General features: G+C 30.3%; 27 protein-coding genes and 1 pseudogene. 9 read left to right on the forward strand and 19 right to left on the reverse strand.

Annotation, left to right across the window (positions count from 1 at the left end):
* Positions 1–179 precede the first annotated feature (179 nt).
* The 12 genes from JVV30_RS07845 to JVV30_RS07900 form a co-directional block, all read right to left on the reverse strand.
* Positions 180–989 carry an alpha/beta fold hydrolase gene (locus tag JVV30_RS07845; protein ID WP_053030734.1) on the reverse strand — a complete coding sequence of 270 codons (810 nt, stop codon included), beginning with the start codon at positions 987–989 and terminating at the stop codon, positions 180–182.
* Positions 990–1,143: 154 nt separating this feature from the next.
* On the reverse strand, positions 1,144–1,860 hold the full coding sequence (locus tag JVV30_RS07850; protein WP_053030736.1) for a hypothetical protein: 717 nt from the start codon (positions 1,858–1,860) through the stop codon (positions 1,144–1,146).
* 185 nt (positions 1,861–2,045) lie between these two features.
* The gene (locus JVV30_RS07855) at positions 2,046–2,552 is read right to left on the reverse strand and encodes an SA0570 family protein (RefSeq protein ID WP_070854520.1); all 507 of its coding nucleotides are present in this window, start codon (positions 2,550–2,552) and stop codon (positions 2,046–2,048) included.
* 150 nt (positions 2,553–2,702) lie between these two features.
* Positions 2,703–3,497 carry an alpha/beta fold hydrolase gene (locus JVV30_RS07860; protein WP_053030740.1) on the reverse strand — a complete coding sequence of 265 codons (795 nt, stop codon included), beginning with the start codon at positions 3,495–3,497 and terminating at the stop codon, positions 2,703–2,705.
* 1 nt (position 3,498) lies between these two features.
* Positions 3,499–4,203 (reverse strand): HAD family hydrolase, encoded by a 705-nt coding sequence (locus JVV30_RS07865; protein ID WP_070854521.1) that lies wholly within the window; start codon positions 4,201–4,203, stop codon positions 3,499–3,501.
* 98 nt (positions 4,204–4,301) lie between these two features.
* A complete protein-coding gene (locus JVV30_RS07870; protein WP_481906319.1) occupies positions 4,302–5,231 on the reverse strand; it encodes a FecCD family ABC transporter permease in 930 nt (309 codons plus the stop codon).
* A gap of 269 nt (positions 5,232–5,500) precedes the next feature.
* Positions 5,501–6,391, reverse strand: coding sequence for an ABC transporter substrate-binding protein (locus tag JVV30_RS07875; RefSeq protein WP_176747937.1), 891 nt, complete (start codon positions 6,389–6,391; stop codon positions 5,501–5,503).
* Between the two features lie 207 nt (positions 6,392–6,598).
* Complete coding sequence (locus JVV30_RS07880) at positions 6,599–7,093, reverse strand: DUF805 domain-containing protein (protein ID WP_070854524.1); 495 nt, start codon at positions 7,091–7,093, stop codon at positions 6,599–6,601.
* A gap of 65 nt (positions 7,094–7,158) precedes the next feature.
* A complete protein-coding gene (locus JVV30_RS07885; RefSeq protein WP_070854525.1) occupies positions 7,159–7,923 on the reverse strand; it encodes a MerR family transcriptional regulator in 765 nt (254 codons plus the stop codon).
* 88 nt (positions 7,924–8,011) lie between these two features.
* The gene (locus JVV30_RS07890; protein ID WP_070854526.1) at positions 8,012–8,659 is read right to left on the reverse strand and encodes an endonuclease III domain-containing protein; all 648 of its coding nucleotides are present in this window, start codon (positions 8,657–8,659) and stop codon (positions 8,012–8,014) included.
* Between the two features lie 84 nt (positions 8,660–8,743).
* Positions 8,744–10,405 (reverse strand): arginine--tRNA ligase, encoded by a 1,662-nt coding sequence (gene argS / locus JVV30_RS07895; protein ID WP_070854527.1) that lies wholly within the window; start codon positions 10,403–10,405, stop codon positions 8,744–8,746.
* Positions 10,402–10,818 carry a YwiB family protein gene (locus tag JVV30_RS07900; RefSeq protein ID WP_053030757.1) on the reverse strand — a complete coding sequence of 139 codons (417 nt, stop codon included), beginning with the start codon at positions 10,816–10,818 and terminating at the stop codon, positions 10,402–10,404. The genes argS and JVV30_RS07900 overlap by 4 nt, the downstream gene beginning before the upstream one ends.
* A gap of 288 nt (positions 10,819–11,106) precedes the next feature.
* Between JVV30_RS07900 and JVV30_RS07905 the strand changes: the two genes are divergently transcribed.
* Positions 11,107–11,202, forward strand: coding sequence for a type I toxin-antitoxin system Fst family toxin (locus tag JVV30_RS07905; RefSeq protein ID WP_011276553.1), 96 nt, complete (start codon positions 11,107–11,109; stop codon positions 11,200–11,202).
* A 479-nt stretch (positions 11,203–11,681) separates the two neighbouring features.
* Here the strand turns inward: JVV30_RS07905 and JVV30_RS07910 are convergent, their stop codons facing one another.
* Complete coding sequence (locus tag JVV30_RS07910) at positions 11,682–12,296, reverse strand: DUF5080 family protein (RefSeq protein WP_070854528.1); 615 nt, start codon at positions 12,294–12,296, stop codon at positions 11,682–11,684.
* 203 nt (positions 12,297–12,499) lie between these two features.
* On the reverse strand, positions 12,500–13,147 hold the full coding sequence (locus tag JVV30_RS07920) for a DUF5079 family protein (protein WP_070854529.1): 648 nt from the start codon (positions 13,145–13,147) through the stop codon (positions 12,500–12,502).
* 543 nt (positions 13,148–13,690) lie between these two features.
* Between JVV30_RS07920 and JVV30_RS07925 the strand changes: the two genes are divergently transcribed.
* The 5 genes from JVV30_RS07925 to JVV30_RS07945 all read left to right on the forward strand — a co-directional run bounded on the left by JVV30_RS07925 (position 13,691) and on the right by JVV30_RS07945 (position 17,277).
* The gene (locus tag JVV30_RS07925) at positions 13,691–13,939 is read left to right on the forward strand and encodes a DUF4176 domain-containing protein (RefSeq protein WP_204193949.1); all 249 of its coding nucleotides are present in this window, start codon (positions 13,691–13,693) and stop codon (positions 13,937–13,939) included.
* A 127-nt stretch (positions 13,940–14,066) separates the two neighbouring features.
* On the forward strand, positions 14,067–14,162 hold the full coding sequence (locus tag JVV30_RS07930; protein WP_089535969.1) for a type I toxin-antitoxin system Fst family toxin: 96 nt from the start codon (positions 14,067–14,069) through the stop codon (positions 14,160–14,162).
* A 370-nt stretch (positions 14,163–14,532) separates the two neighbouring features.
* Positions 14,533–14,847, forward strand: coding sequence for a DUF4176 domain-containing protein (locus JVV30_RS07935; RefSeq protein ID WP_070854531.1), 315 nt, complete (start codon positions 14,533–14,535; stop codon positions 14,845–14,847).
* Positions 14,848–14,955: 108 nt separating this feature from the next.
* Positions 14,956–15,057, forward strand: a complete 102-nt coding sequence (locus JVV30_RS07940; RefSeq protein WP_107630122.1) for a type I toxin-antitoxin system Fst family toxin — start codon at positions 14,956–14,958, stop codon at positions 15,055–15,057.
* A 195-nt stretch (positions 15,058–15,252) separates the two neighbouring features.
* Positions 15,253–17,277: a restriction endonuclease gene (locus JVV30_RS07945; protein ID WP_204193951.1), complete on the forward strand. Its 2,025-nt coding sequence runs from the start codon at positions 15,253–15,255 to the stop codon at positions 17,275–17,277.
* Between the two features lie 151 nt (positions 17,278–17,428).
* Here JVV30_RS07945 and JVV30_RS07950 read toward each other — a convergent pair whose 3' ends face one another.
* The 5 genes from JVV30_RS07950 to blaR1 all read right to left on the reverse strand — a co-directional run bounded on the left by JVV30_RS07950 (position 17,429) and on the right by blaR1 (position 22,635).
* Positions 17,429–18,244 carry an AAA family ATPase gene (locus JVV30_RS07950; protein ID WP_000164962.1) on the reverse strand — a complete coding sequence of 272 codons (816 nt, stop codon included), beginning with the start codon at positions 18,242–18,244 and terminating at the stop codon, positions 17,429–17,431.
* Positions 18,237–19,679, reverse strand: coding sequence for a Mu transposase C-terminal domain-containing protein (locus JVV30_RS07955; RefSeq protein WP_107508856.1), 1,443 nt, complete (start codon positions 19,677–19,679; stop codon positions 18,237–18,239). The genes JVV30_RS07950 and JVV30_RS07955 overlap by 8 nt, the downstream gene beginning before the upstream one ends.
* Complete coding sequence (locus tag JVV30_RS07960) at positions 19,651–20,244, reverse strand: recombinase family protein (RefSeq protein WP_044466683.1); 594 nt, start codon at positions 20,242–20,244, stop codon at positions 19,651–19,653. Before JVV30_RS07960 ends, JVV30_RS07955 begins: the two co-directional genes overlap by 29 nt.
* A 263-nt stretch (positions 20,245–20,507) precedes the next feature.
* Positions 20,508–20,888 (reverse strand): penicillinase repressor BlaI, encoded by a 381-nt coding sequence (gene blaI, locus JVV30_RS07965; RefSeq protein ID WP_001284656.1) that lies wholly within the window; start codon positions 20,886–20,888, stop codon positions 20,508–20,510.
* Entirely contained in the window at positions 20,878–22,635 is a 1,758-nt protein-coding gene (blaR1, locus tag JVV30_RS07970) for a beta-lactam sensor/signal transducer BlaR1 (protein WP_001096374.1), read from the reverse strand. The genes blaI and blaR1 overlap by 11 nt, the downstream gene beginning before the upstream one ends.
* 106 nt (positions 22,636–22,741) lie before the next feature.
* Between blaR1 and JVV30_RS07975 the strand changes: the two genes are divergently transcribed.
* The 3 genes and pseudogenes from JVV30_RS07975 to JVV30_RS07985 form a co-directional block, all read left to right on the forward strand.
* Positions 22,742–23,587, forward strand: coding sequence for a BlaZ family penicillin-hydrolyzing class A beta-lactamase PC1 (locus JVV30_RS07975; protein ID WP_000733283.1), 846 nt, complete (start codon positions 22,742–22,744; stop codon positions 23,585–23,587).
* Positions 23,588–23,936: 349 nt separating this feature from the next.
* Complete coding sequence (locus JVV30_RS07980) at positions 23,937–24,566, forward strand: recombinase family protein (RefSeq protein ID WP_031588345.1); 630 nt, start codon at positions 23,937–23,939, stop codon at positions 24,564–24,566.
* Positions 24,567–24,587: 21 nt separating this feature from the next.
* Positions 24,588–25,084 (forward strand): annotated as a pseudogene (locus JVV30_RS07985) (hypothetical protein); the annotation flags it as partial.

Consider the following 25,084-nt stretch of genomic DNA (forward strand, 5'->3'; position numbering starts at 1 on the left):
CGACGAATTCAAAAGAATTCTATCCCGCTCCCTTATTTATATACTTTTATATTGTTAGCTCGATGCCGATTTTAAGCTAATACATTTAATATAAAACGTGCTGAATACATTCAAAACAATGATAAAAAGACAATTTCTAAATGATTTCAATAGAAATTGTCTTTCTCAAATAACTAAATTTAATGATTTACTTCTACTATCTGCTCAACATTTTCTAAAAAGTTCAAATATAAGACTAGAAACTTATCTTCTTCTTCTACATAGGGTGCATGTCCTGATTCTTCAAATAAAACTTTTTCAACATTTTGGAATCGTTCTTCGATTTTATAATGTTCCTTGTCATTTATAATTGGATCATAACGTCCATTTACAATGAGTGTAGGTACTTTAACGTAATGTGTATACCCTTGATTTACATATGCTGTATTTAAAAGCGCCCTACTAGCTATGGCACTATCCTCAGAATTCTGTTTACTATATAATCGTTGTCGTTGAATCCATTTCATCGCTGATTCTTTTTCTTTATAAATATAAGGGAATAGTAACAGTAGCGCTTCAGATTTATTAAACCCTGCAATTTCATCTTGGTGCTCAATCATTAATTTCGTAAAACCATGAACGATATCTTCAGCTTTAGAGGAGATAATGGTTAAAGATAATACATGTTTTTCATGCTTTTCAGTAAATTCTCTAGCAATAATACCTCCCATATCATGACCTAATATATGTGCTTTCTTTAAGTTTAATTTATTGATTAGTACATATAAATCTTCGACATGATCTTCTAAATCATATGAATCAGGACGTGATGATTTACCATGTCCTCGAACATCGTATGCAATCACTCTATAGTTCTCTTGTAGTTGTTTGTTTAATAAATCAAACGCTGCAGAATTACCATCTAAGCCATGTATTAAGATAACGGGGCTGCCATGTCCTTCATCTTGATAAGCTAATTTTGTTTGGTTTAACGTTTCGATTTTTTTCATGTTGGCACCTCCCTTAATTGTTACTATACCCACTTCTTTAAAAGTTACGCTATGAATGTTCTTAACTTTATTTCATAAATTATTATATAAAATGAATATTTAAACAAAAAAACAACCACCTCAAAAATACAGGTGATTGTCTATGTGTTAAGAACTAAACCCTAGTTCTCGATGATAATTTAATTGTGTAAAAAATAATGAGTACAACTATTAAAATCCAAATAACTAAAGAAAAGATTTGTGCAATCTCAGGTTTTGTGATTACAGCATCAACCGTCTTTTGACAAAATAACAAGCCAATAGCTGTGTACTCCATCTTTTTAAAGAAAATACCTATTAAACTTAATATAATACCTATAAAAAAGACAACTTGATGACTATAAATAGTGATTGGAACGATTCCCCAGTTTAAATTAAACGCACGCATAATAATTAAGATTAATGCAATAATGGCGACTGTATATCCTAATATCATTTCAAAACGGTTACTATAGAGAAATTTCTTCTTATCAATCCGTATATTGATAAAAATCGTTAACGGAAAAATAATAATGCAATAGAAAATTGAAATAGCTGTCGCCGCCTGGAATGGCACGTATTGTTTATCATAAAGATACGAAATTAAAATAAAATTCATAATAAAGAAAATAACAGGATTCGTTTGTAACCCAAATAAATTCCGTTGAATAATCAAAATAATTTGTGCTGGAGATTTACCTCTATAATCTAGATAATCTTGATCTTTTGATTCAGATTTCTTCAAATCTGTACGCAAATTTTCTTTAATATCATCGATTAAATTAGGTGCCATCCCTTTATGACTAAAGTAATCATTTATATTCTCAAGTAACACTTTATCATTGGTTCTCATAGGTTACTCCTTTGCTATAGTTTCGTTAGATTGACACGAATAGTTAATGGTTCAATTTAAAATTTTATCATACATTGACGTTATTTTCTGTTTAACCATAAAAAATAGGAGCAAGACGTCATTTAAAAGTTAGCATTTGACGTCGTACTCCTAGTGATTCATTGATAACATATATAGAATTTTAATTATTTAGCAAGATCAATACGATATAATTTGATGTTTTTATCTTGTGGTGAGTTTGAGCCAAATTGATAGCTTGTGTTACCTTTTTGGATATAACCAAAGTTACCACTTACTTTGTTATATTGAACACGCGCAATCGCATTTTGTCCTAAGCTTTTTTTCACTTGGTTATACGTTGGGCCATTGGCATCATTATAAGTCATAGAAATTCTTGTAACATGGCCTTGGTTCTTCTTACCTACTGCAGTTACAACCAGTAAACCTTTATTAGTGCGATATTCATAATATCCTTCATTGTTACTTGGATTTTTAGAATAAATCGGTGTACCGTATTTGTTTGTAACATTTTTGATTGATTCGCCAAGCGTAATATTTTCTAGAGATTTTTGACCTTGTGTTAATTGTTGAACTGTTTGAATTGTATTGCCGCTAGCTGCTTCAGCATGATTAACGCTTACTCCTGTCATTACTAGTCCTGAGACTAAAAATGCCGCTACTAATTTTTTCATAAGCACTCTCTCCTTTATCTTGTTTCTCGTCTTGTGCTTATTCATAGTATACCCTAATTGTTACTTAAATAACAGTATTATTACAAAAATATTACAAATTAAGTTATTTTATGTAACAAAAAGGATTGAGCGGGTTCTTGAAACCCGTCATTAGTGCTCAGGCATAAATTTCTTAATAAATGGTGTTACATCTTCAACAAATTTCTCTTTTTCTTCTTCAAAAGGATATAGACTTGATTGTGCATAAACATCAAACTGCGCCTCTTTTATTAAATCGGCTACTTCTTTAGATTCAAGTGTTGTAATACGCTCACCATGTTCACCTGCAATGATTAACGTTGGTTTCGTCACACGTTCAAATACATTTGATATTGCTGCTTCTTTAAAGACATCTTCAACCGCTTGCGTTTCTTCTTTAGTAGAAATAGCATTAGTATCTTCAACATGTTTTAAAAATTTATTCACTTTTCTTGGTTTATGATAACGACGCTTTTCTAAGAATTTGTTTTGTTTTTCATCGTCCCAGTTACGAATTTTATGAGAATACTTTCTAAATAAACGTTCTTCAGGCAACTCGCCTTCAATAGATGTTGGTGTCACCATAATGAGTGATGATACATAATTAGGATAGCGTTCTGCTAAATCAGCAATAATCGCCGCCCCCATCTCATGTCCTACAAATGCTGCTTCGTCTATATACAAGTAATCCAATAATTGTATAATATCATCTGCAAATTCATTAAATTTAATCTCTCTTGGTTTATCTGAATAGCCATGTCCTCTTAAATCAAGTAAGACAACTTGAAAAGACTTTGCCAAATCTTTTGCTAAATTTTGAAATATAGAAGCATTTTCATATGCAGTATGTACTAAGACGACAGGGTAACCCTCACCCATAGTATCGTAATGTAGAGATAAACCACCTTTTCTAGTAAATAAATCCATCTTATGCATCTCCTCCTTGTTTGATTTGAATTGGTAATATTGATAATAATTCTTCACTCGTTGTAATAATAAAATCAACTTCTTCTTCTAAAGGTTCTAATTCAGCGTCATCATGTTTAAACCACACACTTACCATGCCCATCGCACGTGCTGGTGCTACATCATTTAAAGCATCATCACCGACATACATAATTTCTTCTGGTTGAACATCTAATTGATGAATCATATCTTCAAATATTTTAGGATGGGGTTTACGAAATCCTACTGTTTCAGAAGTTGATAAATAATTAATCACGTGCCCTAAACCTAATGAATGTAAACGAAACTGTTTAATTTTAGATTTACCATTTGCAATCACACCTAAAACATAATCGCTTTGCGATAATTTCTCTAAAGTATATAACGTGTCATAATAAGGGAAGACATAGCGATAGAAATGCATTTCAAAATCATTAAACAGATCTTTCCACGTTAAACGATCGATATGAAACTGCTTAATAATTGCCTTATATAAATCGGGTTTATCATTATCTTCATCATCATCTAATTCAATAAATTTCTGTTTAAAATCCGCTAATTGAACGTGTACGAAATAATCATGAAATCGTTCGTATTGTTCCTCAATGAATTTATCACGAGATTTTGTTCTATCTAATAATGTACCTTCTAAATCAAACACAACTGCTTTTATATGACTTAAGTCCATTGTCAATTCCCTCTTAACTCTATAATTATTCTCATTTTATCAAAAAGTCTTCTTTAAGATAATAACGCAACATAGGTATGCTGTGATCAAATGTATATTTAAGCATGTCTAGATTGTTTAAGCAAAATGTAAAACAATGTTGGAATACCAATTAAAGCCAATATAATACTAGCAGGTATCTGTACAGGATGAATTAACGTACTGCCTACCCAATCTGCAATTAACATCATTGTAGCACCGATTAAACAATTTAATACCATGTGAATTCCTAACGTAAATCGCCAATAATAGCGTCTTACCAATTGAGGTACAACCATACCGATGAAACCAATAATTCCCGTATAAGCCACTGCAACTGCCGTTATTATAGACGCTAAAGTAAGTACGATAAACATCACTTGTTGCACATTTAAACCTAATGATTGACTCTTCAACTCACCTAATTGTAATAACTTAATCCCCGGTATCATAGTAAATAAAATGATGATAACAGGTATAGCTATTAGTCCTATGTAAATGACTTCTCTCGTTTCTGCCGCCGCGAATCCCCCGAAGAAGTAATTTGCGATTTGATTCATCTTACTAGGTTTAATTAACACAAGAATATACAAGAATGCATTAAAAAGTGCGCCAATCATCAATCCAGTAATAATAAGAATCTTCACCGGATAACCACGAGATATAGTTGCTGCAATCATCAATACAATTAATAGTGTGATAATACTGATGCCAATTGAAAAGATAGGTACCCAAATAAAAGATAATCCTAAAAAAATGGCCAAACCTGAGCCAAACATTGCACCACTAGCCAATCCTAATGTAAAACTATCCGCTAATGGGTTATTCAACACAGTCTGAAACATATGGCCTGCTAAGGTTAGTATTGCACCCGTTAACATAGCTTCAATAATTCGTGGCAATCTAACTTTCAGCAATATCATTTGATTAAATGAATCTGCTAAATTACCCATATCCCATAATAAATAGAGTGTTATCACACCAATTAAACAGATGATCCAACCTAGCATTGTGAAATAAATATTCCTTGTCATTTTATCAACTCATCAACTATCTTTCTATAATTTCTTCTATTATAACTGATGATATAAAAGAATGGGACTGGAACAGAATTCTTTTAAAATTCGTCGCCCACTCCCAGCTTGCTTAGCTTGTAGCATTTCTTGATGAAATGCTTTTTATTGAGGCTTCAGCCACGTACAGATAAGCACTTAATATCAAGCGTCTTCTCTATTTAGTTAGTCACTACGAATGTGCAGTGTCACCTTTTAATATCTGTTTATCGTTTATAAATGGCATTACGTAATTCTTTTAATCCCTCATCAATACGAGGACCCGGACGTGAAATTTCATCACCATTCACAGTTTCAATACGTCCATTTTTCACTGCTTTAATTTGACGGAAACCATCACGCTTTTTAATGACTTTATAGTAATCCGATTTAGACAGACCTTCTGTAGAGATCAGAATGTCTGGGTTCTTTTTGATGATACTTTCTTTATCTACTGGCTTCCAACCTTCTATATTTGAAAAGCTATTTTTAGCATCTAATTGTGTCAACATGTCATCGAAAAATGTATGTTTACCCGCTGTATAGATTTCTGGTTTAGAAGACACTTCCATGAAAACAGATTGTGATTTGTGATGTCTCGGCACTGACTTGATTACTTTGTCAACGTTATGCTTCGTTTCATCTACAAGGTCTTGCGCTTCACGTTCACGTCCAGTGACTTTACCTATCTGTTTAAAAGTATCATATGTTTGATTTAATGATTGTGCATCTTTCACATAAACCACTTTGACACCATTTTTTTCAAGACTATCTAACACTTTTTTTGACGTCCCTTTTTGAGATTCATGCGCCAATATTAAATCTGGTTTCGCCTTTAACAATGCTTCTTTATTTAAATTCATTGCATCAAATTGTTTCTTACCTTCTTTAACATCTTTAGGATAATCATCTACTGTTGAAACACCAACAATATCTTTCCCAAGTCCTAATTCATAAAGAATTTCCGTGTTACTAGGCATAAGTGACACGATACGATGATATGACTGATTTTTTGAATTTGAATCTGATTTATTACTCTCATTGTTTGCTTGTTTGTGTTGATTATTTTGACCACAAGCGACAAGTACCAGCACCATTATACATAGTACTATCCACATTTTTTTATTTAACACGACTACACATTCCTTTCTATCTTTTGTATATGTATGCATTAATCATAACAAATATTATTCAATATTAATTTAACTTTTTTATATTTAATTGTGTAATTTTATATTATCACTTATTTTGAGAAATAATCAGTAGTAAAAAAGCATTGAATACTTCTAAATTTAGAAATATTCAATGCTTAGTTTTAACACTCACTATGCTTTGGGGTTAGGTCCATATTCATTTGTACCTTGTTCGCTATCCGCAACGCAGTAAATTAATGCGAAAATAGAGATAATTAATAATATAACTGATATAACAAGTATGACTACAGTCGAAGCCATTAAAGAAACATCAGCGTAAAATTGATTTAAATACGTATCAGATATCGTTTCGAGTAATATAATTAATCCTCTTAGTAACATAGACACTAACATAATTAATGGTATTAACATCGTACGTCCAACATCATGAAATCGACGCACCGACATGGTGAATGTTCCGATTAGAATAATGACATCAATCGTTTCATAAATAATCTTGAAAAACATATCGCCACCGCCAACTATCCAAGTGAGTACGTCGGTAAGTATGCTTAATAAAATGAGTACAATAATATTCGCGAGTGTTGCATACCAGTAATGTCGTCTACGTGTACGACCTTGTACATTAAAATAATTTCTCCAAAATAATTGGTACGACTCAATCATTATAGCGTCTCCTTTAAATATGATTCAGTATAATCATTACATAATAAAGGATTGAAGGAAACACTTTATTTGATATACGCTTGGATTGCTTTTGCGATATACTCATTCAAGTGATTATTGCGATGTTTATTTATATTCTTAGCAAAGCGATCATCACTTTCATAAGTAAGTGCGATATATTCTAAAAACTGATTATCCGCATTAGGCACTTGTCGTTGTAAAATGCCTTTTAAAGCTTCAATATTTTGATATACATGCACATCATCCGCTGCGTAGCCATTTTCCAATAAGTGATTCATTTCATTGAAAAATTGGTTGAATTGGTCATTTGTATCTTTATCATTATTCTGCTTATCAGAATCGTTCATTTGATTTCTACGTTGTTTATATGACTGATAATAATCCGTATCGCCATATTTCAATTCAGCTTCTTTATCATATTGTTCTGTCACATCAAATTGATTGAATTGATCCATATTAATCTCCTCGTTTCTATGATTTATTAGATGATTTTTGAGGTAATCAATGATTTGATTTAGCTGATTTCGTCGTTGAACAATTTGGGCATAGTTATCTTCTAATATTGCATTTTTATTAGTAATACTTTGTTGAAAATATAATTGGATATCTTCGAGAGATAAATTGAGCTGTCGAAGAAATAAGATCGTTTGTAGCTTTGCAATATCTTGTGAATGATAATAGCGATAGCCATTATCGTCTACATAACTAGGTACTAGTAAACCAATCTCATGATAGTAACGCAATGTTCTTGTACTAACCGTCGTCACTTTGCTCACTTCACTCGGTGTAAAATAGTTATGATTTAACATTGTATTATTCTCCACTTTATTTTATTTTCAATATCATTCATACCTCACTCATCTATTTAGGAGTATGCACTATGACGTAACGTTAAAGTCAATCATTTTTTATAAAATAATGATCTAAAAACGTATATTTCTGCTTTCCTTTGCCATTAAAATAATGTTTCCCAAAGTTATCTAATAATGCATGAAATTCATTGGCATCTTGATTTGTAAAATAATCTGGTAGTGTTATATGTTTTTTTAATTTATCGTAATTCTCTGTGTTTGAATAGCCTAATTTATGATACAAGCGTCGTGTATATCGATCAGGAATAAATTCTATTCTTTGAAAAAGATACACCAATAACACGTCAGCCGTTTCACTACCTATACCGCGTATGTTTAACAATGCCTGTCTGAGCGTATCACCATGCATACGTGCAATTGCATCATAGTCAAAGTTGTATTGGTTTAGCCAATTGAATAACGCATGAATGGCCTTCCCTTTATTTTTATAAAAGCCACTAGAACGTATAATGTCTTGTAGTTCATTTAATGGTAAAGCCAAAATGGTTTGAGGATCAAAACAGGTTTCTTCCTTTAAACGCATTAGCGCCATATCTGCATTGTTCCAATTCGTATTTTGTACTAATATCGCACCAAGCATCATTTCTTCAGGACTTTCAGCCGGCCACCAATGTTGCGGGCCCATATTGTCTAATAAGATGTTATAAAGTGCTTCAGTCGTAAGCGTTGGCATACTCTCACTCCAATCTTTACATAATAATACCCTCACAAATCGAAATTTATGAGGGTGATATCAAAATTTATATAATTCTCTTGATTACATAGATTCTGGTGCTGATACACCAACTAATGTTAATGCATTGTGTAGTGTAATTCTAACTGCATCTACTAAAGCTACATGTGCTTTCGTTTTTTCTTCATCGTCTGTTAATACTTTTTCAGCATTGTAGAATTTATGGAATGCAGATGCTAAATCTTGAATATAGTTCGTTAAACGGTGTGGTGCACGACTTTCTGCTGCACTTTCAATTGTTGATTCAAATTCAGCTACTTTTTTCAATAATTCAATCGCTTTTTCATTTGTAATTGTTGAAAAGTCTGCATCAGTTGTAACTTCAACACCTTGCTCTTTTGCTTGTTTCAAGATAGAGCAAATACGTGCATGTGCGTATTGCGCGTAATAAATTGGATTATCTTGTGATTTTTCTTTTGCAAGTTCTAAATCAAAATCAAAATGAGAGTCCGGACTACGCATTGTTAAGAAGTAACGTGCAGCATCAATGCCAACCTCATCCATAATTTCACGTAAAGTAATCGCATTACCAGTACGCTTACTCATCTTCACTTCGACACCGTCTTGCATTAAACGTACCATTTGCATAATTTGTATTTCAAGACGATCACTATCTACACCAAACGTTTCTAAACTTGCTTTCAAACGATTAATGTAACCATGGTGATCGGCACCCATTAAATCGATTAAAATGTCGTTACCGCGATTAATTTTGTTGTAGTGATACGCAGTGTCTGGTGTGAAATAAGTGTAATTACCATCTTTTTTAATTAACACACGGTCTTTATCATCTTTAAAATCAGATGTACGTAACCAAGTTGCACCATCCGCTTCATATGTGTAACCGAGTTCATTCATTTTAGCTAATGTGTTATCAATAGCCCCGTTCTCATATAGTGATGTTTCACTAAACCAATTATCAAAGTGGACATTGAAATCAGCTAAGTCTTTTTTCAATTTATCCATTTCATAATCAACACCAAGTTTTCTAAATGTTTTAAGACGTTCTTCATCAGAATAATCTTTCATTTCTGGGTGCTTATCAGCTAAGTCTTTACCAATTTCGATAATATCTTTACCATTATAACCATCTGCAGGCATTTCATGACTTGTATCACCAAGTGCTTCAAAGAAACGTGTCTCAATTGAACGTGCCAAGTTAGTAATTTGATTACCAGCATCATTAATATAATATTCACGTGTTACATTGTAACCTGCTGCAATTAAAATATTAGCTAGTGAGTCACCAACAGCAGCGTTTCTTGCATGACCAATGTGTAAATCGCCAGTTGGGTTGGCAGAAACATACTCTAGTAAGATATTTTTATTTTTAGATGCTTCAGCATAACCAAATCGATTACCTTTTTCAATCGCTTCTGGAATAACTGCAGTTAAATATTGATTATCTAAATAGAAATTAATAAAACCAGGACCCGCGATATCTACTTGCTTCACATTCGCTTTACTTGTGTCTAAGTTGTCAACAATCGCTTGAGCAATTTCACGTGGGTTACGTTTAGCAATCTTAGTTAATACCATTGCGATATTAGTTGAGTAATCTCCATTTTTAGTGTCTTTTGGTATTTCAACTTTGATATCTGGAATATCTTCAGCAAGACCAGCTTTTTTAATACTCGTTTCAATTTCTTGTATTAAAGTTGTTTTTACTTGATCAATAATATTCATTCGCCTATCTCCTTATAATTAATTTCATATTGATATGAGCCCATTTTTTCATCATTTTGATGTAACTCGTATTGAATTTTTAGCTTCCCACCGTTTTCATTCACAAAATGCAAGATACTACGTGTTCTAACAGTCAAAGGGATACGTCCAGCTGGAATATCGTAAAGTGTAGTCGTATCATGACCTTCTACAAAGTGAAGATTCATATTAATATCGCCTTTGCGTATTAATTTGACGCCTCGCGCTTCGATTTTAATCGTTACATTGACGACTGCATCTTCAATTTGTTCTTGGTAACGAATATAATCTGCATTCTTTGTTTGCCAAGAACCTTGAGTAGCAAATTCAAATTTTTGTTTTTCACCATTTTGTTTTAAGACTTGCTTCGTTTGAATGTGTATATTCTTATCCAACGTTTGCCTCACCTTAGCTTCTAATTAATACACCACATTATAGCATAATTTAGATAGTGCATGTAGGTGATACTTCTCAGTTTTGAAGCATTTAGAATATATAAGTATCATCATCTATTTTGATAAATTGAGTAATAAAAAGAACAGTATATAGGTTAAATCTTGGGAAATATTACTATAAAATGACTTATTAGAAGTAAACTATCAGCGTGTATTTGGAGATGATATAATATACTGGTCGCCTATCTCTCAGGCGTCAATTTAGGCGTAGAGAGGAGGTGCTAATCTATGCTAGAAATCCTTGTTCACATCACGACCACAGTCATCAGTGGTTGTATTATTGCGATATTCACGCATTGGCTACGTAATCGCAATAATAAATAGGCGACCATAGCCACACCTAAAAAATCCCCTCACTACGGCAATAGTGAGGGGATTGGTGCATCTATGCTAGTTTCCTTGTTAACTAAATTATAACACTGGTGAGTAGAGAAATGCAAAATGATTTCATACGATGACTCAACTAATGAGAAGAAACATATTAAACAACGGTAGAAATTGAGGTGTGCGATATATTCGATACTAGAAAAACAACATATTTTAAAATTGTAGTTTCTTTTTTTAGGTAACATCATTCTCACATATATCGGGATAATAACTAATTATTAATGTAATAGAAAACAATATGTGATCCTACATAGACATTAGCATTTAATTTGGCAAGACTATTTGGTAACACTGTGGATGAATTTTTTTCTTAATCATTTATTTATCACAAAAAGAGAGTGTAAATTCCCCTCTCTTCTTGTGCAATAGTACTATGTATTAAATGTTGTCTCAAAAACGTCGATGTATTTATCTCCCTACCTATGTATTATTAATATCATAATGAGAATAATTACCCATATTGACATCAATAATGGTCTTATAGAAATAAGTCTCCATCGTCCTTTTATTATTCTTAAAATGATATCTATGATTATGTAAATAACAAATAGTGCGATAAAAATATATAGTATAAAAAAGTTTCCAATTGCAAAATCTTCTCTATACTGTGATGATGCTTTGATTGACATGGTGATCATAAAGATAAATGACATCAGTAGCGATATAATACCTTTATATTTAGCTATGTCTAAATTAATTTTCATACTTTCAATTTTGTCATACTTCTGTTGTGTAATCATTTTATCTGGTGCCTTAGTTAACTCTTGAATCTTTATTTTTAAGGGTCTAGACCATAATCCCCTTACACCCATAATTCCATACAGTAACACACCTATATTCAATATGAGCATCAAGTTTTCAAACTGATTTACACTTTCTTCTTTTATGAGAATCACAGGTATTAAATATAAAATGAGTGCTATAACATATGTCATTATTGGCAATACTTTAAGACCACCCGAATGCATGACAGATGTAAAATTGACTAAATAAAATAGACCAAATACGATTATAATAAGTAGAATATCCATTATGTATTAGCCCCCTCCAATACCTTGACTTTTACTTCACTTATGCCAAAACACTTTCTTTATTAAATATAATGAAATCCATTGTTAAACTATCGTACGACATAAATAACCTTTAACTCTTTTCATATCATCTTCCCAATAATCTGGATGAAAAGAAAATTCCATTTTTGCTATATGAGGCATTATCAATACGTCTAATTCCATTATATACTCTCCTGCTTACTTGTATTTTCTATTGCAGTATAGACCTCTCCATAAAGCAAGAAATATTGAGTTGCTAATGAGTTAGCAACAAATATCATTATCATACTAACTATGATTACAAAATGTGACTCTGCAACATTAGGAATTAATATATATTCAACAATTTTTTGAACATAAATTGTTGATGCTATAACACTTAACGCCAGAATCCAAACATATTTATTACCTTTTAGCCATGAAGGTTTACTTGCCATTAATAATAGTTTACAAATATGCGCACTTGCACATATTAATAGAAATAGAAAGCCAACAACCCAAAAAGTAGTTAAATTAATATGATGTTCTTCTGCCATGAAAAAGTATGAATTATAAAATGATAAGTAAGTCGAGTAACCAGTCAAACAACCAATTATTAAATATCTTTTGGCCGTCTTTAGTTCAATACTATCTTTCTTTTCGAAAAGTTGTATAAATCCAAAAAAGATGATAATTATTTCTATCAATGTAGTAATGATTAAGTAAATAGGTGTTCTTTCAATGGTTAAACTGTAAAAATATTGCACTCCCCCCGCTAAAATCATTAATAATGAAAGTACATTCATCACTTGAACACTTGGTTTTCTTAGTTTTTTTAAGCTATCATTCATTTTTTCACTCCTTTAAATTATTGAAATAATTGATTTGCTAAAGCTCTTATAAGGTATATTGTTAAGCGTGGGAGTGGACAGAATTCTTTTTGAATTCGTCGTCCACTCCTAGCTTGCATTGCTTGTAGAATTTCTTTATGAAATTCTCTTTGTTGGGCCCCGACTAGAACTGAGAAAAGCTTGATTTAAGCGCCTTCTCAGTACAGTCAGCTACTGCGAATTTGCAAAATAGCATTATTATATTATTTATGTCCCAGCCTCATGCAACACTTTCTTCATTAAAGATAATAGGTCCCATTGAATAAATACCATTAGAAGTAAACAATTCTTTAATTCTTTTAATCTCATATTTTAATATTTTTAAGTTTTTTGTTACCTACCACTTCAATATAAATATTTACATACAGTAAATATCACTATTAAGTATATTCTTAATAATAGAATTTATATATCTTAATTTATTTGCTTTGACAAAATCTTAAACTATATATACATATAAAAATAGGAAGTATTATATATTTAAAAGAAGGTTCTCAAAAGTTAATGATTATCAATCGAGGGCCAATTGTAGAAATTGAGGGTCAAAAGTATATGTTCGATTATTCAGCATGTAAATACCCAGTTGGTGTTGTAGAAGATCAAATCTATTATTTCAATGAAGAGAATATTGATAAAGTTATATTTGGGGGCTACTCTGATCAAGATGAAACAAGATTTCAAGAATTACATAAAGAAATGATCGATAATTTGGATAAAGACATCCAACGTGGTACTTGTTCAAAAGAAAGATAATTTTGATTTAATTTAACTTAAATTGACTTATCAAAGGTTACCTATCATCGTATATTCGTAGATGATATAATATAAAGGTCGCCTATCTCTCAGGCGTCAATTTAGACGCAGAGAGGAGGTGCTAAAAATGACAGATATCTTTGTTCACATCATGACCACAGTCATCAGTGGTTGTATCGTTGCGTTGTTTGCGCATTGGTTACGTAAACGTAATGATAAATAGGCGGCATAACCACACCAAAAAACCCCTCACTACTCGCAATAGTGAGGGGTTTGGTGCATCAAATGCAGATATCTTTGTTAATTACATTATAACACCATACTGGATAGGAATGCAAAATTGAAATTATGGAATATAAAGGGGATAGAATCTGAAAATGAGTATTGTTACAAATGATAGGACTTATTTTTTGTGTTGAAAACAATCTTATGATTTATATTGGAAGCCCCTTAATATTTTTCATGTTTTCATTAATGAACCTCATTACATATGACAACGAAGAGATAATTATAAGTAAGCTAGGTCAATCAGAGTAAATAAACATATCAACCTTGAATCAATCTAAAATAAAAGTAAAGATAAGTGAGATAAAATGGAAACAATAGGAAGCATTATATATTTAAAAGAAGGTTCTCAAAAGTTAATGATTATCAATCGATGGCCAATTGCAGAAATTGAGGGTCAAAAGTATATGTTCGATTATTCAGCATGTAAATACCCAGTTGGTGTTGTAGAAGATCAAATCTATTACTTCAATGAAGAGAATATTGATAGCGTTATATTTGAAGGTTACTTTGATCAAGAAGAAGTAAGATTTCAAGAACTATTTAATGAGATGATCGATAATTTGGGTAAAGATATTCAACGTGGTACTGTTCAAAAGAAAGATAATTTTGGTTTAATTTAACATAAATTGACTTATCGGAAGTTATCTATTATCGAATATTCAGAGATGATATAATATATGAGTCGCCTATCTCTCAGGCGTCAATTGACGAAGAGAGGAGGTGTAATTATGCTTGATAACTTTGTTCACATCATGACCACAGCAGCGAGTGGTTGTATCATTGCATTATTTGCGCATTGGCTACGCAATCGCAACGATAAGAAAAAATAGGCGACTATAGCCGCACCTAAAAAATCCCCTCACTATCAGAAGTAGTGAGAGAATTGGTGTATTATACTTGATAACTTTGTTAAGTAAATTATAACACTAGTTAGTAGAGGAATGCAAAACTATCAAAATTTCATCTGTAATAAAGTATTTAATTTGATATATTTAATATAATATTGAGGCGACGGAGTGATAATATTGAACATCATAAAAAGACAATGGAATAGTAAAGTTCAAGCTATGCCAAGGATACCGAGAAGTCAAAATAATAACGGATATGTAGAATCTTTAATTAAGATCCTTAAAGCAATAGAAGAAGGTAAAGAAAATAACCATATTTTAGAATTTGAAGGTAGTAAAAGCTCGAATACATTAAATCATTACTGTATTAAACTTAGACCAATTGGAATAGTTGAATTAAAAAATAGTAAATGGTATATAAGTGAAGAAATATCTGGGTGGAATAGTGAAAACATTAGAGAAATACTACCTGAAATTTTAAATGCCAAAGTTAAATATATAGCTGAAATGTTAAATTTTATAAAAAAACCAAAAAATATACGTGTCATTTTAGAAAATGCCAAAGAAAATTATAATATGACGTGGAAAGACAACAGTCAAGTCTATGATAGACTACACTGGTTTATGGATTTAGGTATGGTTGAGCATATTGGATATGAAAAAAAATACGTACTTACAAATCATGGTGAAAAATTTCTGAAAGCTCATCCCCCAATTGAAAATCCAGAAATACTGCGATTTAAGTACGATCAGACCGAAACTGAAACTGAAATTTATATACCTGAGTTTTTAAATGATACATACACATACAAATGGTCTAGTGATATAAATAGAAAAAGTAATATAGGATATGTTCCTGGTGGATTAGAAAACGTAGCAAACACCATACGAGACACTTTAGATTTAGCTCGTAATTATACTGATTTTGATAGTATTTATGATTATCTAAGTTCAACATATAATATAAGTGAAAATTCTAATGGCCAGTATATAACATTTTTAACTCGTTTAAACATATTAGAGAGAATAGGAGAAAAGACTTATAAAACATCTGAATTAGGTTTGGAATTAATAAAATCTGAGAACATAGATTTTAATATAGTATTTATTTTACATAAATACTATAAATATATTTTTGAAATATTATATTTAATTAAAGATAAAAATATGGCAGTAAGAGAAATAGCAACAGTAGGTAAAACTAAATTTAATATGCCTAATGAGTCGGTTGATCAAATAAGAAAAAGAATTAATTATTTGAAAAACGCTTCTTTAATCATTGAGGATATGGGTAAAACCTTCAAGTTAACCCAAAGAGGTCATCTTTTATGCGATAAATTACATCAATACTACGATAATATGATTGAAGAAACAACAAGAATCATTAATGATAAAGACGAAAATGCTAAAAAAAATGATATATATAATTTATTATATGACTTACGAACAAGTTCAATTGATTCTAGTAATCCAAATAATTTTGAAAAAGTATTACAAAAATATTTTGAAGAGCTTGGCTTTTTTAGTGAATTAATAGCTAAATCGGGTACCACTGATATTTTATTAACAGCGCCTACAGCACCTAAATTTACATATAAGGTTAATATAGACGCAAAAACCAATAGAGAGGGAAAAATAACAGAAGGTTTAATTGATTTCGAGACATTAAAAGAACATAAAGAAAAGCATAAAGCTCAATACGTAGTGGTAGTAGGTAAATCATTTGTAGGATCAAGACTTATTAAAAGAGCTGAAAGTAATGGTATAGCTTTAATTGATGTTGATGTCTTAGAAACTTTATTAAAGAACCATCAAAAGTACCCATTACAAGCTATAGAATATTTACCAATATTCCAACAAAAAGGAATAGTTAACTTAGATGTATTAAAAAAACAGTATAATATTATGAATAGACAAAAAGATTTATTTAAATTAATAATTAAAATTTTAATTGATAATAGCAATGATGATTATTCAGGAGGTATTATTTCTTCTGAGGTTATATACTTTATGATAAAACAAGAAACTCAAAATTCAGATATCTCGATAACAATGAAAGAAGTAAAAGATATGTTATCTTTGCTTTCAAATTCTCTTATCGATTGTGTAGGTAAAACTAAGGAAGGCTATTATGCTAAAGGCTCATTAAAAGATGCAGCATTAAAATTTAGATTTTATTATGATGTATCTGTAAACTATTAAAACCTTTATATGTCTATTTTAAGCACACCCTAATCATACATATTTAGTTATTGAATTTATAGTAACTGTCACTTTACTCGATATATGAGAATGACTTTACCTAATAAATGAGAAAAGCAACGCACTATATTAAAATGCGTTGCTTTTTCTATTATCGAATACCTATAACTAAACTATCTCTAGCTGTTTCTACAACTTCTGTACTTATTTTATCTAAACCATTTATATCCATAATTCTGTCTATCTGCGCAAATAAACGATGAATCAGCCTAAAATTCCCTTTTGTAATTTTAATAATCGTCGTTATTGCCTCATAATCAGTAAAGTCTTCGAGTTTTAAATCAAATCCTAAATCTTGCCACTTATATTCTAATATATGATGCGTCTCATCTTTACTTAGATTATCAAATTCATGTGCAAAACCTATACGCGAATATAGTTGAGGATAACGAGATAGTTTTTTCTCTATACCCGGCATACCAATAAATATCATTGCTAAATTATGTTCATCATAAATAGCTCTTAATTGCTCTAAATGTTGCACTTTAAGGCGATCAATCTCATCTACTATAATTAAATCAATATATTTAAACATATCACTATAATGTTTACTATGTTCATGTCCATACTTATTTACAACATGTAATTTTTGACCCAAATCAATGCTTGCAGTAATACTATATAAATCATTCCTTAATTTAGTTTGTTTTTCTGCTGGTGCAGTATAAAATATTTTATCCACCGATAGTATGTCATCGGTCGTTTTACTAGCTAAATCTTCCCAACCTCTATGGTTAACTTGTTTTTCAATAGTATCCCAATTTGTGTAATACCTAGACGATAAAGTTTTTCCGACACCAGGTTGACCATAGCAGATCCCAATATATTGATATTTAATACAAGCATCACAAAATTCAGCAAAGCGTTTATACTCTTTCGTTTCAATGAAATTTTGATTTTTAGTCATTACGATACCTCTTTAATTTTTTGACGTTTTTAGTCGTTTCTTGAGGTGAATAACCACAATTTTTTTCTTCCTTAATTAATTCCGTGGTACTTGGACTAGCAATATTTTGTTTTAAGTGTTTTCTTCTCTGACTACGAGCGTGCTGTATGTCTTTTATATCTATGGAGTAATCAGCTATTTCTGGACATATAGCAGTACAAAGAAATTCATCTCTATAAAACACACGTATTTCAGCCATATCATTTGGGTTATAACGAATCAGTACATATTCACCTACATAAGCTGCTAGATTAGTATTACTGTATCGAAAACCTTGAAAATGAATGCCATCTGAATGAACTTTTCTAGATTTAGGTATTTCCAACAATAATAAATCAAGTTGTTCTAAGCTACTTGGCATATTAGGGAAAAAGTGATTACTATTCCAACGACTGATAGGCGTGGTATGAATAGTACTATGTTCTTTTTGATTATAATCTTCAATTAAAAAGTAACGTAATTTTTCTTCAAAATTGTGAAAATTTATTAGATTACTAGGAGTATCATTATTGTTTATATATCCAGGCAGTTGTTCTAAGAAAGTTTGATTAACTGTCTGAAAGAATCGTTCTATTTTTCCACGACCACGAGGGACACCAACTTTTGAAAACATCAAGTTAATTTTCAAATCAATAGCGACCTGTTCCATGTGATGCGAGGTAAAGTCACTCCCGTGATCTGTGTAGAATTTTTCGGGTATACCACATACTGGCCAATTGGTATTATTCTTATTCCATATTGCTTGGTGTAGTGTTAATGCTGTGTTTTGAGCATTGGGGGCATCAAAACTTAAGAAATAGCCTGCAATTGCACGACTATAGTCATCCATAATAATAGTTAGCCATGGTCTATTGATATTACCTTTTTGGTCTAATATAAAGATATCTAGCAAAGTATGGTCGGCTTGCCATATTTCATTGGGTCTTGAGGATTCTCTAATTTGTATTAAATCGTACTTATTTTGATAGTATTTTTCACCCTGATGAGAGAAATCAATAACAGACTTAGGCATCGCTTTAATAACACTATAAATTTGTTTATAACTTGGTATATCAAAATTATTTTCTTTACAGTAATTAGTGATTTTCCTATGAATTGTGGCTATACTATTTCTTTTATTCATAAGCGCAAGGCGTTCAATTTCATCAATTATCTTTGGTTCTATTTTACGTGTTCCTTTATCAGCTCTTGTCGCATAGATTAGTCCTTTAAGTCCTTGTTCTTTATATGACTTATTCCATCTATAAAGGGTGCTTAACGCAATCCCTTTACTTTTAGAAATACTTGATAAAGATTGTTCGCCTAGGATAAAAGGTTTTATAATATTGTACTTTTGAGTAGCTTTTTTACGTTTGGCTTCAGAAAAATTAGTTAGATACTTCTCCTTGTTTTTCATCTTCCTTGTCCTCCAATTTATTGAGGTAACGATAAATTGTTGTACGTGAAACATGCCACTGTTCTGCAATTGTCTTAATTGGCGTGCCATTATCATAAAGTGTCTTAAGTAAGTTTAAATCTTTTTGATTTAATTTTTCTGGTCTGCCTCCATATCGGCCTCTAGCACGTGCTGCAATTCGGCCAGCTGAAGAACGCTCTAAAATTAAATTACGTTCAAATTCTGCAAATGCTGCGAATAAATGAAATAATAATTGTCCAGTTGAACTTGATTTATCCATTGTTATATTTTCTTCTAAACTATGGAAACTTACACCTCGTTCGTTAAGTTCATTAACTAATGTGATTAAATCCTCCATGTTACGTCCTAGTCTATCTAGTCTCCAAACAACAATGGTATCTCCTGACCTCGCAAATTCAATTGCTTTATCTAAACCAGGTCTTTTACTTTTTGAACCACTCATATGGTCATTAAATATCTTTTCACAACCATGTGTATTTAATCGATCTTCCTGTAAATTTAAATTTTGTAATCCAGTTGAAACTCTTGCATAACCTATTTTCAAAATACAAACCTCCTATATACACCTTCAGTGTACCATAACTTAATCACAAGATCTTTTTTGAACATAGATTTTTTGTTGGGTTTTTGAACACATAATTCTATGTAATACATACTTATTTAGACATAAAAAACGAGTGTACAGAAAATGGTTATTTTCTGTACACTCTCATCTTTAATAATATATTTTAAATGTTATTAACAAAACTAATTTAATAAGAGTCAAGCATAGTTTACATATGTATTATGTTTGAAACATATCTCTAATTACTTTTTACTAATATCATTTAAAATGTCTCGCAATTCTTCAATTTCTTTGTTATTTAATTCTTCATTTTTCGCAAAATTCAGCACTAAACTTTTCATGTCCCCTCCATACAGTTTATTAAGAAAGGTTTTAGCAGTTTTCATTTTAATATCGTCTTCTTTAATATTTGATGAGTAAAAATAAATATTCTCTGATTTGTATCGTTTTATAATCTCTTTTTTATATAGTCTTGTGATTAATGTTCTAATCGTTTTATCGCTAACTTCTTTATATTTTTGAATTTCAACTACAATTTCATTAGCTGATACTGATTTTTTACCCCATATTATATTCATAACATCCCATTCAGCCATAGATATTTCAACTTGCTTATTGGCCATTTAAAACACCCATTTCTTTTAATATTTTTTCACTGATTAATTCAGCATTTTTCCCAGATGGCTTTCCATCTGATAAATGTGTAGCAAAATAATACTTATCATGATTTGTAATTACGTAACCTACAAACCACCCATTATTATACTTCCCGTTTACTATACCTGTACCTGTTTTCCCATACAGTTCATACTTTTCATTTTTCTTAATCAATAATGAAGAAGATAATTGATTCTTTGCTTTTTTACTAAAATGGTTATTTTGTTCCATCATATTTTTAAAAACTATTACTTGTTCAAGATTAGATATTTTCAAACTATCTTCCATCCAATAGCTTTTATAACTTCCCAAATTTTTATTACCATAATTTAATTGCTTGAGTTGAGTCGCAGTATAGTTCTTTGGTATTTGATCGCTAATACGTTCGAAGTACCAATTAACTGAATTTTGCATTGCTGTATTTAAATCTTGTTCCTTATTCCAAGCATCAAAAGGGTAATGCTTATGATTCCATGACATACGTGAATTTTCATCATTTATAATATGTCGGTCAAGTCCAAACATAGCTAAATAAATTTTATAAGTTGAATTAGGAGAATACCTTTTTCTACTTTCTTTTTCGTTATAAATATAGTATTTGTCTTTCTTCATGCTGTACATGACGAAAGATCCACTATTTGAACCAAAAATTTTACTTTTATCTAAAATTTGGTAATCGTTGTGTAAGGGCTTTTTATAATTATAATCAGTTATGGATTGCCCCATCAAAAACTGGCTTTGAATTACCATGAGCAAAAAAGTAAAAATACAAATAAAAATTAGAATTAATTTGGACTGTTTTTTCAGATTGGCTTCTTTTATATTAATTAATCTTCTTTTGAGTAATGACTTTTTACCATTAAATGAATGGCTTAATATATTTTTATTAAAAAATGGAACATTTAATACGGAGTCCATAATAGATTCCGCATAAGTTTTAAATTCATTTTTGTTAATATTATTAAGGACAAATCTATCGGCTTCTACTTCATTGTCATGAATTATCTTTCTTTTTACAATATGTACTAATGGATTGTAACTCATAATAATAGAGAAGATATTAAAGATAATTAAATGTAAAGTATCTCTATTTTTAGCATGAGCATATTCATGCAATATTATATATTTTAGTCTTTTGTCAATTACACTTTTAAAATATGAACTAGGAATCAAAATAATATATTTCCCATACCAAAAAGTTATTGGAGATTGAATAGTCTCTGCTTTTCGAATCACAATATTTTTTTTATATTGATGGTTGAAAAGTATCGTATCTATTTTATTTTTTTCATTTTCGTTTAGATAAAGTGACTGTTTCTTTAAATATTTAAGATATAATAAGGCTTTCAAAAATTTAAAACTTAAAATAATAACTAAAACTATCCAAATAACTGTGCAGATATTATCAATTGAATCCCAATTAAACTTATGGATATCTGTTGCGAACTCTTGAATAGGTTTGGTGGTATTTATGTTATGGTTCAAGTCGTGTGACTTACTTTCAACTGTGGGCGCTTGATTATTCACATTATTAAATTTAAAAAGAGAGAATTTAATAGGAATGAAAGGAATTAATCCTGCAAGAAGAGTTAGATACCAAACTTTATAATTTAACATATAATTAAAATAGCGTTTTAATATGTACCTAAAAAATAATAACAATAGAAATATAAAACAAAAGCTTACTATGCTCATTATTAATAACTTAGCCATTTCAACACCTTCTTTCAAATATTTATAATAAACTATTGACACCGATATTACAATTGTAATATTATTGATTTATAAAAATTACAACTGTAATATCGGAGGGTTTATTTTGAAAAAGTTAATATTTTTAATTGTAATTGCTTTAGTTTTAAGTGCATGTAATTCAAACAGTTCACATGCCAAAGAGTTAAATGATTTAGAAAAAAAATATAATGCTCATATTGGTGTTTATGCTTTAGATACTAAAAGTGGTAAGGAAGTAAAATTTAATTCAGATAAGAGATTTGCCTATGCTTCAACTTCAAAAGCGATAAATAGTGCTATTTTGTTAGAACAAGTACCTTATAATAAGTTAAATAAAAAAGTACATATTAACAAAGATGATATAGTTGCTTATTCTCCTATTTTAGAAAAATATGTAGGAAAAGATATCACTTTAAAAGCACTTATTGAGGCTTCAATGACATATAGTGATAATACAGCAAACAATAAAATTATAAAAGAAATCGGTGGAATCAAAAAAGTTAAACAACGTCTAAAAGAACTAGGAGATAAAGTAACAAATCCAGTTAGATATGAGATAGAATTAAATTACTATTCACCAAAGAGCAAAAAAGATACTTCAACACCTGCTGCTTTCGGTAAGACTTTAAATAAACTTATCGCAAATGGAAAATTAAGCAAAGAAAACAAAAAATTCTTACTTGATTTAATGTTAAATAATAAAAGCGGAGATACTTTAATTAAAGACGGTGTTCCAAAAGACTATAAGGTTGCTGATAAAAGTGGTCAAGCAATAACATATGCTTCTAGAAATGATGTTGCTTTTGTTTATCCTAAGGGCCAATCTGAACCTATTGTTTTAGTCATTTTTACGAATAAAGACAATAAAAGTGATAAGCCAAATGATAAGTTGATAAGTGAAACCGCCAAGAGTGTAATGAAGGAATTTTAATATTCTAAATGCATAATAAATACTGATAACATCTTATATTTTGTATTATATTTTGTATTATCGTTGACATGTATAATTTTGATATCAAAAACTGATTTTCCCTCTATTATTTTCGAGATTTATTTTCTTAATTCTCTTTAACAAACTAGAAATATTGTATATACAAAAAATTATAAATAATAGATGAATAGTTTAATTATAGGTGTTCATCAATCGAAAAAGCAACGTATCTTATTTAAAGTGCGTTGCTTTTTTCTCATTTATAAGGTTAAATAATTCTCATATATCAAGCAAAGTGACATAAGGTTTAAATTGTATGATTAGGGTGTAACAAAAAGGTGGTGAGATTTTGAAAATTGGTTATGCCCGAGTATCATCTAAAAATCAGAATTTAGATAGACAAATTGAAGTACTGAAAGCAAATGGTGCAGAAAAAATATTTACTGAAAAACAATCAGGAAAAAATATTAAAGAAAGACCAGTATTTCAAGAAGTAATGAATTTTGTACGAGAAGAAGATACTTTAATAGTCGATGCATTAGATAGGCTAGGCAGAAATTATGATGAAGTAATTAAAACAGTAGATTTTCTTAAAGAAAAAAATGTTAGATTAATAATTACAAGCCTACCAATGATGAATGAAATTATCGGTAATGAATTGTTAGATAAATTCTTAAAAAATTTAATTATTCAATTACTGGCAATGATTTCAGAACAAGAACGAAATGATAGCAGACGTAGACAGGCTGATGGAATAGCTGTTGCAAAATCTAAAGGTATATATAAAGGGCGACCCAAATTATATAGTCCTATTGCTAAAGACCCACATAAACAGGCAGTATATTATCGTGTTGTTAGTTTTTTAGATCAAGGTATGGCAATTAGTAAAATTGCTAAAAAAGTAGGATTATCAAGACAAACCATATATAGAATAAAAAAAGATTATCAAAGTGGAATATATAAAGATATAGATAATTAATTTATTATGGAGGTAATCGTTATGAGTAAATCAGGAGATTTCAGAGAGTACCCTAAAATTTTAAAAATAGAGAATGATGGAAGAATCATTGCTTTAGATAAACATGGTAGAGTAAACAGTCAATTTTATACAAACACAATAACTGATGAAGATTCGATAAAAGTTTTCGGTTTGAAATTTAAATTATTATATCATGATTATGTTAATGATAATTTAAGTAGAGTTGAAAAAAATAAAGATTCATATAATGAAAATATATCAACAAGAAATCGACCGGAAGATTACTATAATGAACGTGATTTTAGACGTGATTTAGAACAGCAGCAAGAGAACACTAAAGCTAAAAGAAAAAATAAATGGTTAGTAGCAGTCATTGTAGTATTATTGATTGGTTTAGTAATATTGTTGTTTAAATCATGTAGCAATGGAAATGAGCAACAACCTACAGATAATAATGATACATCACAAGAACAAATTGATAATGGCCAATCAAATAATGATAAAGTCCGTATAATTGT

Origin of the sequence: Staphylococcus sp. GDY8P47P (assembly GCF_016892225.1) — a bacterium.
GTDB classification, from domain to species: Bacteria; Bacillota; Bacilli; order Staphylococcales; family Staphylococcaceae; genus Staphylococcus; species Staphylococcus borealis.

Excerpts from the sequence above, each read along its gene's own strand:
- JVV30_RS07890 (WP_070854526.1), bottom strand. The coding sequence starts at position 8,659 with ATGCCAACGCTTACGACTGAAGCACTTTATAACATCTTATTAGACAAT.
- JVV30_RS07870 (WP_481906319.1), bottom strand. The coding sequence starts at position 5,231 with ATGCTAGGTTGGATCATCTGTTTAATTGGTGTGATAACACTCTATTTA.
- JVV30_RS07845 (WP_053030734.1), bottom strand. The coding sequence starts at position 989 with ATGAAAAAAATCGAAACGTTAAACCAAACAAAATTAGCTTATCAAGAT.
- JVV30_RS07905 (WP_011276553.1), top strand. The coding sequence starts at position 11,107 with ATGCTAGAAATCCTTGTTCACATCACGACCACAGTCATCAGTGGTTGT.
- JVV30_RS07885 (WP_070854525.1), bottom strand. The coding sequence starts at position 7,923 with ATGTTAAATCATAACTATTTTACACCGAGTGAAGTGAGCAAAGTGACG.
- JVV30_RS07860 (WP_053030740.1), bottom strand. The coding sequence starts at position 3,497 with ATGGATTTATTTACTAGAAAAGGTGGTTTATCTCTACATTACGATACT.
- argS (WP_070854527.1), bottom strand. The coding sequence starts at position 10,405 with ATGAATATTATTGATCAAGTAAAAACAACTTTAATACAAGAAATTGAA.
- JVV30_RS07940 (WP_107630122.1), top strand. The coding sequence starts at position 14,956 with ATGCTTGATAACTTTGTTCACATCATGACCACAGCAGCGAGTGGTTGT.
- JVV30_RS07855 (WP_070854520.1), bottom strand. The coding sequence starts at position 2,552 with ATGAAAAAATTAGTAGCGGCATTTTTAGTCTCAGGACTAGTAATGACA.
- blaI (WP_001284656.1), bottom strand. The coding sequence starts at position 20,888 with ATGGCCAATAAGCAAGTTGAAATATCTATGGCTGAATGGGATGTTATG.
- JVV30_RS07910 (WP_070854528.1), bottom strand. The coding sequence starts at position 12,296 with ATGGATATTCTACTTATTATAATCGTATTTGGTCTATTTTATTTAGTC.
- blaR1 (WP_001096374.1), bottom strand. The coding sequence starts at position 22,635 with ATGGCTAAGTTATTAATAATGAGCATAGTAAGCTTTTGTTTTATATTT.
- JVV30_RS07935 (WP_070854531.1), top strand. The coding sequence starts at position 14,533 with ATGGAAACAATAGGAAGCATTATATATTTAAAAGAAGGTTCTCAAAAG.
- JVV30_RS07925 (WP_204193949.1), top strand. The coding sequence starts at position 13,691 with ATGATTATCAATCGAGGGCCAATTGTAGAAATTGAGGGTCAAAAGTAT.
- JVV30_RS07850 (WP_053030736.1), bottom strand. The coding sequence starts at position 1,860 with ATGAGAACCAATGATAAAGTGTTACTTGAGAATATAAATGATTACTTT.
- JVV30_RS07950 (WP_000164962.1), bottom strand. The coding sequence starts at position 18,244 with ATGACTAAAAATCAAAATTTCATTGAAACGAAAGAGTATAAACGCTTT.
- JVV30_RS07930 (WP_089535969.1), top strand. The coding sequence starts at position 14,067 with ATGACAGATATCTTTGTTCACATCATGACCACAGTCATCAGTGGTTGT.
- JVV30_RS07875 (WP_176747937.1), bottom strand. The coding sequence starts at position 6,391 with ATGTGGATAGTACTATGTATAATGGTGCTGGTACTTGTCGCTTGTGGT.
- JVV30_RS07920 (WP_070854529.1), bottom strand. The coding sequence starts at position 13,147 with ATGAATGATAGCTTAAAAAAACTAAGAAAACCAAGTGTTCAAGTGATG.
- JVV30_RS07955 (WP_107508856.1), bottom strand. The coding sequence starts at position 19,679 with ATGAAAAACAAGGAGAAGTATCTAACTAATTTTTCTGAAGCCAAACGT.
- JVV30_RS07880 (WP_070854524.1), bottom strand. The coding sequence starts at position 7,093 with ATGATTGAGTCGTACCAATTATTTTGGAGAAATTATTTTAATGTACAA.
- JVV30_RS07865 (WP_070854521.1), bottom strand. The coding sequence starts at position 4,203 with ATGGACTTAAGTCATATAAAAGCAGTTGTGTTTGATTTAGAAGGTACA.